General features: G+C 66.4%; 5 protein-coding genes. 1 reads left to right on the top strand and 4 read right to left on the bottom strand.

The window, feature by feature from the left end; genetic code table 11:
* Nucleotides 1-182: 182 nt before the first annotated feature.
* From NP3_RS29195 to NP3_RS29180, 4 genes are all read right to left on the bottom strand, one after another.
* Nucleotides 183-959 carry an FAD-binding oxidoreductase gene (locus NP3_RS29195; protein WP_063044818.1) on the bottom strand — a complete coding sequence of 259 codons (777 nt, stop codon included), beginning with the start codon at nt 957-959 and terminating at the stop codon, nt 183-185.
* An 8-nt stretch (nt 960-967) separates the two neighbouring features.
* On the bottom strand, nt 968-2,125 hold the full coding sequence (locus NP3_RS29190) for an FAD-binding oxidoreductase (RefSeq protein ID WP_063044817.1): 1,158 nt from the start codon (nt 2,123-2,125) through the stop codon (nt 968-970).
* A 208-nt stretch (nt 2,126-2,333) separates the two neighbouring features.
* Nucleotides 2,334-3,230, bottom strand: coding sequence for an LLM class flavin-dependent oxidoreductase (locus tag NP3_RS29185; protein ID WP_063044816.1), 897 nt, complete (start codon nt 3,228-3,230; stop codon nt 2,334-2,336).
* 6 nt (nt 3,231-3,236) lie between these two features.
* Nucleotides 3,237-4,172 (bottom strand): NADP-dependent oxidoreductase, encoded by a 936-nt coding sequence (locus NP3_RS29180; RefSeq protein WP_063044815.1) that lies wholly within the window; start codon nt 4,170-4,172, stop codon nt 3,237-3,239.
* Nucleotides 4,173-4,406: 234 nt separating this feature from the next.
* Here NP3_RS29180 and clpB point away from each other — a divergent pair, with 234 nt between their 5' ends.
* Nucleotides 4,407-6,965 (top strand): ATP-dependent chaperone ClpB, encoded by a 2,559-nt coding sequence (gene clpB / locus NP3_RS29175; RefSeq protein ID WP_063044814.1) that lies wholly within the window; start codon nt 4,407-4,409, stop codon nt 6,963-6,965.
* The last annotated feature ends 218 nt before the right edge of the window (nt 6,966-7,183 follow it).

Below are 7,183 nucleotides of genomic sequence, written 5' to 3'. Positions count from 1 at the left end.
GCTCCAGACGGGGGGATCAGTGCTTGAACAGCCCCTGATCGGGTGCCGCGTGCTGTGGCGTTGATTGCCGCGCCTTCGGTGCGGCGGGTTCGCGGGCTCTGTCTGATCGCGGCGCCGCGTGTTCGCGGCCCCTGGCGAACGTCGCTCGTAAGACTCGCTCCGTTGTGGTCTGGTCTGGCTGGTTAGAGTCCCTCGAATTGTATTGCCGAAGCAGGGGTTCCGGTCTCGACAAGGCGATCCAGAGTCACGCGGACCATATTGGGTGAACCGCAGACCAGCACCTGATGGTGGTCGAATGCGCCGTGTGAACCGACGACATCGGCGAGCGTGCCGAACAGCATATCGTCGAGCGGGAAGCCGATATCCACGCGCGACTGCTCGTACCATTCGTCGACCCAGCCCGGATCCTCCGGGCCCTCGATCACGGGAATCACCGTGAGCCAAGGCAATTCGTTCGCAAGCAGGAACAGCATGTCATCGGCGTACAGGTCGCGCGGGGAGCGGCCGCCCACGAACAGGTAGGTGGGCGGCGGATCCTCGTGCCGGGCGAGGTCGAGAATCTGGGAGCGCATCGGGGCCAGCCCGGTGCCGCCCGCGATCATCACCACCTCGTCGCCGTACGGATCGACGGCGAGAGTGCCGAGGGGAGAGCTGATCTGCCATTCGTCGCCCGGTTGGGTGTCGGCGACGATACTGCCGCTGCACCAGCCGCCCGGCACCGTGCGCACGTGGAATTCCAGCTTGCCGTCCAGCGACGGCGGCAGCGCGGGGGAGAGCCGACGGCGCATCCCCGGATGCTGCGGCACCCGGACCTCGACCGACTGACCCGCGAGAAACGGGACGTACTCACCGATCAGACGGATAACCGCGATGTCGTGGCGCAGCCGGTGATGACCGACGACGGTCGACTTCCATTCGGGCGCCGCACCATTGCCGTGCGGGCTCGGATCAATTGTCATTACTTCTCTCACACGGGATCTGAGCTGATTACCGACTCGGGGGTGCCCACCGCCATCAGGGCGCGGCGGGTGTCGGCGATCATGCGGGCCGAACCGGCGATCTGGATCTGCCGGTCGGACCATGAACCGAAGCTGGCGACGACCGCGCCCAGATTTCCGATCAGGCGGCGGTGCATGCCGTACGGCTCGTCCTGCGGTGGATGCGGATACCACCACGGGTTGGTCTTCTGCTCGCAGACCGGGACCACGGTGAGCCACGGATTGCTCTGCGAGAGCTGCCACATATTCTCCACGTCGTACAGATCGCAGGGGTAGCGGCCGCCGATGAAGAAGTGCACGCGCGGATTGATGCCGCGCTGACCCATCTCGATCAGCTGCGCGCGCAGCGGGGCGATGCCCGTGCCCGCACCGATCAGCAGCACGTCACGGCCGCTGTCGCGATCGATGTGCAGACCGCCGAGCGGACCCGCGATCATCCACCGATCGCCGACCCTGGTCTCGTTGACGATGGCCGGGCTCACCCAACCGCCGCGGATCTTGCGCACGTGGAATTCGATCTCGCCGTAGGGATTCGCCGGAATCGCGGGCGAGAGGTAGCGCCACATCTTGGGGCGCTGGGGCAGCGAGATCGGCACGTACTGCCCGGCCTGATACGGAATCGGGCTGTCGGTCTGCAGCCGCACGATCGCCAAGTCCTCGAGCACCCGGCGATGGCCGACCACGGTCGCATCCCAGTACGGCTGCGATTTGTCGGAATTGGCGCCGATGGCCATGGAGGCGGAGATAAGGATGGTGATATCGCGCCAGCCCTCCTCGAGCGCGCGATTCCACATCGGACCGTTGAAGACCCGGAAGGCGGCCAGCAGCGCCCGCCCCGCGATGTCGTAGTGCGCGGCGATGACACCGTACTTGCGGTGATCGCGCGCCAACTGTTCCAGGAACCGCTGCGCCCGCCCCCAGTCCTCGAGATTGTCGAGCACGTAATGGATGGCGGTCACCACCCGCTTCGCCTGCATCTCCAGCGCGGGCGGGAACAATTCCCGCAGCTGCGGCTTCTCCGCAAACAGGTGACCATAAAACGCACTGATCAACCGCTCGGGTCCGTTCGGTGACTCGATCACCGCTCGGAAGTTGGCGCGGACCAGCGCTGCCGAACGCGCATCCACGACGTGGAGCTTCCTTTCCCTCAAAATCTGCCCAGGGACATATCCGTTACCGGCGGTCCTCCGCCGACAAGTATCCCTGAAAATCACATGGTCGTGTGGGTATGGCCGATCACGCCCGCGCTCACGGGTAATCCGTGGGCAAATCGGGGCTGCTCTGGGCCGGATATGCAGGATATCGCGACCTCGCTCGCTCCGGGTTACCGCCGGGTCAACTCGCGACGTTCGCGCGTACCGCGGGCGCGACCAATTCGGCGTAGCGATGTACCTGGTCGACGGGGTCGCCCTCGGTCGGCCAGAAGATGAAGCCGTCGATGCGCTGGTCACGATGCAGTGTGGATAAATCGTCCACCCAGCGCTCGGGCGGGCCCTCCAGAAAGCCGTAGTCGGTACCGTCGGCGGTGATGGTGCCCGACAGGTTGTAGACCCGGCGGATGGCGCGCGGATCGCGGTGCGCCGCGTCGGCGGCATCGTCGATGCGCTTGCCCGCCTCGGTCAGGAATTCGGGCGGGGCCCAGGCCGCCGAGGGCAGCCAGCCGTCGGCGCGCTGTCCGGTCAGGGCGAGCATGCGCGGTCCCTTCGCGCCGAGCCAGATGCCTGGATCGTGCTGCGGCTGCGGTCCGGGGTGGGCACCGGCGAGCAGGTGGTAGGTGCCGGGCACCCGGACCGAACGTTCGTCGCTCCACATGGCTCGGATGACCGCGATGCCCTCGGCCAGCGCCTGGACCGATTGACCCGCGCTCAGGTGGTAACCGCCCATGGCGGCGATGGCGGCCCAGAACGCGCCAGCGCCGAGTCCGAGATGGATCCGGCCGCCGGTCATGATGTCGAGGGAGGCAACGGATTTCGCGAGTACCGCCGGATTGCGCAGTGGCAGGTTGGCCACGTCGGGGAAGAAGGTGAGTCGCTCGGTCCGCATGGCCAAGCCGGTGATCAGGGTCCAGGTGTCGAGGAAGCGTCGCTGGTAGGGGTGGTCCTGGACGCCGATCAGGTCGAGTCCGGCGCTTTCGGCATATGTCGTCAGCTCGGTGAGCTGCTGGTAGTTGTCGGCCTCCGGAATCAGGAAGAGGCCGAATTCGGGTGGGCGTGAGCCCTTTTTGCGGCTCACCTGGCCTCACATGGCAAGCACGGTTTTGCCCCGCGCCCCCGTCGCCCCGATGACCGAGGGGCCCCGGTCCAGCGGGACGGTCGCGTCGATCGGCACGACCACATCGCCTGCGGCGACCCGATCGAGCAGGCGGGTCAGTTCCGGTCCGCGCCCGGAGGATTCGATATTTCCGCCTCTGATGCCGCGATCGCGCAGTGCTTCCGGATCGGCGGACCAGATGGTGGAGTAGACGGTGCCGCCGTCGCGGACCAGCGCGGTCAGTTCGGTCAGCACCTCGGGTGGACTCACCAGATCGAACAGTGCGTCGACGCCGTCGGGATGCGCGGCGGCGACCTGTTCGGCCACCGGCCCCCGGGTGTAATCGATGGTCTCGGCGGCGCCGAGCCTGGTCATCTGATCGGCGACCGCCCCGCGCGCCGTCGCGATGACGTGCGCTCCGGCGATATTCGCCAGTTGCACCAGGAAGGAGCCGACGCCGCCGGTGGCGCCGACGATCAATACCTTCTGGTCCGGTTCGATCTTGGTGGCGTCCACGATGTCCTGCGCCGTGACGCCCGCGGTCGGCAGGGCGGCCGCCGCGACGGTCGGCACCCGGTCCGGGATCGGGACCAGGGTGGCGTCCTCGGGCAGTACCGAGTACTCCGCGAAGCTGCCGTGCCCCGCGGGCGGCACCAGGAATTTGCCGACGACGCGGTCACCGACGCCGAATTTGGTGACGCCGGGGCCGACCGAGGTCACCGTGCCCGCACCGTCGACGCCGAGGATAATCGGGAAATCGTGCGGCAGCTTGCCATCCAGAATGCCGCCTGCCATCTTCTGGTCGAAGGGGTTGACACCGGCCGCCTCGACCTGGATTCTGACCGCACCCGCGCCGGGTTCGGGGGTCGGCATTTCGGCCAGTTCGGGTGTTGCTCCGAAGCTTCGTACCACGATCGCGCGCATCCATCGCTCCTCGAGTCGGGCTGGATTTGATGCATCAACCAACGGCCAAGGCCATCGTAGGCATCGCGGTGCCGTAGACCCGGCGATTGATGCCATTCGGCGGTGTCGCGGCGTAGCGTTCGAATTGAGTCTGTTCCTGTGTCGAGCGGTCCGCTCGAGAAATCAAAGTTGAGTGGAACAGACTCAACCTTTCGGACGTTGGATAGTGCGAATCGACTAGTAGGAAGGTGACTTGTGGACTCGTTCAATCCCACCACCAAGACCCAGGCGGCCCTGACCGCCGCCCTGCAGGCCGCCTCGGCCGCGGGCAATCCGGAGATTCGTCCGGCGCACTTGCTGGTGGCGTTGCTGGATCAAACCGATGGCATCGCCGCCCCTTTGCTCAAGGCTGTCGCGGTAGATCCGGCGACCATTCGACGCGAGGCGCAGGACATCGTGGACAAACTGCCGCGAGCGACCGGTGCGACCACCACACCCCAACTCGGCCGCGAGGCACTGGCCGCGATCACCGCCGCCCAGCGCCTGGCCACCGAACTCGGCGACGAATACGTCTCCACCGAACACGTCATGGTCGGCCTGGCCGAGGGCGATTCGGATGTGACCATGCTGCTGAAGAAGTACGGCGCGACCCCCGATGCGCTGCGCGAGGCATTCACCACCGTACGCGGCAGCGCGCGGGTCACCAGTGCCGATCCGGAGGGCAGCTACCAGGCGCTGGAGAAGTATTCGACCGATCTCACCGCGGCGGCCCGTGCGGGCAAGCTCGATCCGGTCATCGGGCGCGATACCGAAATCCGCCGTGTCGTACAGGTTTTGAGCCGTCGCACCAAGAACAACCCGGTGCTGATCGGTGAACCGGGCGTCGGCAAGACCGCGATCGTCGAGGGCCTTGCCCAGCGCATCGTGGCCGGTGACGTGCCGGAATCGTTGCGCGGCAAGTCCGTCGTCTCGCTCGACCTCGGCGCGATGGTGGCAGGCGCGAAGTATCGCGGTGAATTCGAGGAGCGGCTCAAGGCCGTACTCGAAGAGATCAAAAGCAGTGCGGGACAGATCATCACGTTCATCGACGAGCTGCACACCATTGTCGGCGCGGGCGCGACCGGCGAATCGGCGATGGATGCGGGAAATATGATCAAGCCGATGCTGGCCCGCGGTGAGCTGCGCCTGGTCGGCGCTACCACGCTGGAGGAATACCGCAAGTTCATCGAGAAGGACGCCGCCCTGGAGCGCCGCTTCCAGCAGGTGCTGGTCGGCGAGCCGTCGGTGGAGGACACCATCGGCATCCTGCGCGGCATCAAGGATCGCTACGAGGTGCACCACGGTGTGCGCATCACCGACTCCGCACTGGTCGCCGCCGCCACGCTCAGCGACCGCTACATCACCTCCCGGTTCCTACCGGACAAGGCGATCGACCTGGTCGACGAGTCGGCGTCGCGGCTGCGGATGGAAATCGACTCGCGCCCAGTGGAAATCGACGAGGTCGAGCGTGCGGTGCGCAGGCTGGAGATCGAAGAGGTCGCGCTGGAGAAGGAGACCGACGCGGCGTCCAAGCAGCGCCTGGACAAGTTGCGCCAGGAACTCGCCGACGACCGCGAGAAGCTCAACCAGCTGATGACCCGCTGGCAGAACGAGAAGAGCGCCATCGACCAGGTGCGCGTCCTCAAGGAGGAATTGGAATCCCTGCGCGGTGAATCCGAACGCGCCGAGCGCGACGGTGATCTGGGCAAGGCCGCGGAACTGCGCTACGGGCGCATACCGGCGCTGGAGAAGCAGCTTGCCGAGGCCGAAAAGGCTTCCGCCAAAGCCGCTGACGGCGAAGTGATGCTCAAGGAGGAGGTCGGCCCCGACGATATCGCCGAGGTGGTCTCGTCCTGGACCGGTATTCCGGTCGGCCGGATGATGGAGGGCGAAACCCAGAAGCTGCTGCGAATGGAGCAGGAGCTGGGCAAGCGCGTCGTCGGCCAGACCGAGGCGGTGCAGGCGGTTTCCGATGCGGTGCGGCGGGCGCGCGCCGGTGTCGCGGATCCGAACCGGCCGACGGGTTCGTTCATGTTCGTCGGCCCGACCGGTGTCGGTAAGACTGAACTGGCAAAGGCGTTGGCGGACTTCCTGTTCGACGACGAACGCGCCATGGTCCGCATCGATATGAGCGAGTACAGCGAGAAGCACTCGGTCGCCCGGCTCGTCGGCGCCCCGCCCGGCTATGTCGGTTACGACCAGGGCGGTCAGCTGACCGAGGCGGTCCGGCGTCGGCCCTACACCGTCGTGCTCTTCGACGAGATCGAGAAGGCGCATCCCGATGTCTTCGACATTCTGCTCGCCGTACTCGACGAGGGCCGCCTGACCGATGGCCAGGGCCGCACCGTCGACTTCCGCAACACCATCCTCATCCTGACCTCGAATCTGGGTGCGGGTGGCGATCCGGAGTTCGTCATGAACGCGGTGCGCTCGGCCTTCAAACCGGAGTTCCTGAACCGCCTCGACGATGTGGTCATGTTCCACGCCCTCGACGAGGAGCAGCTGGAATCCATCGTCGATATCCAGCTCGACCAGCTGCAGAAGCGGCTGTCGCAGCGCAGGCTGAAGCTGGACGTCAGCGATTCGGCCCGGTTCTGGCTCGCCGTGCGCGGCTACGACCCGGTCTACGGCGCCCGCCCGCTACGCAGGCTGATCCAGCAGGCCATCGGCGATACCCTCGCCAAGGAGCTGCTCGCGGGCGAGGTTACCGACGGCGACACCGTCGCTGTCAACGTGAGCCCGAACGGCGAAAGTCTCATCGTCGGGCGCGGCTGACCGAGATGGCCCAGCCTGCGATCAACCCGCAGCTGGGTATCCCCGGTGACCACAGCGGAGCGAGTCTTAGGAGCGAGGAGTTCGCGGCCCGTCTCGCGTCCGAGTCGTCGAAGCGCATGCCGCGGGTCTCACCTATCCGGGGTGTGTATGTCAGGTGCCGGACGTGCCGCCATCAGCGACCACGACGGAGCGAGTTTTAGGAGCGAGGAGTTCGCGGC

It is taken from the genome of Nocardia pseudovaccinii NBRC 100343, from assembly GCF_001613225.1.
Lineage (GTDB): Bacteria > Actinomycetota > Actinomycetes > Mycobacteriales > Mycobacteriaceae > Nocardia > Nocardia pseudovaccinii.
Note: the sequence above shows the minus strand (reverse complement) of the source record. Positions and strands in the feature narration are given on the sequence as shown.

Excerpts from the sequence above, each read along its gene's own strand:
- NP3_RS29180 (WP_063044815.1), bottom strand. The coding sequence starts at position 4,172 with ATGCGCGCGATCGTGGTACGAAGCTTCGGAGCAACACCCGAACTGGCC.
- NP3_RS29195 (WP_063044818.1), bottom strand. The coding sequence starts at position 959 with ATGACAATTGATCCGAGCCCGCACGGCAATGGTGCGGCGCCCGAATGG.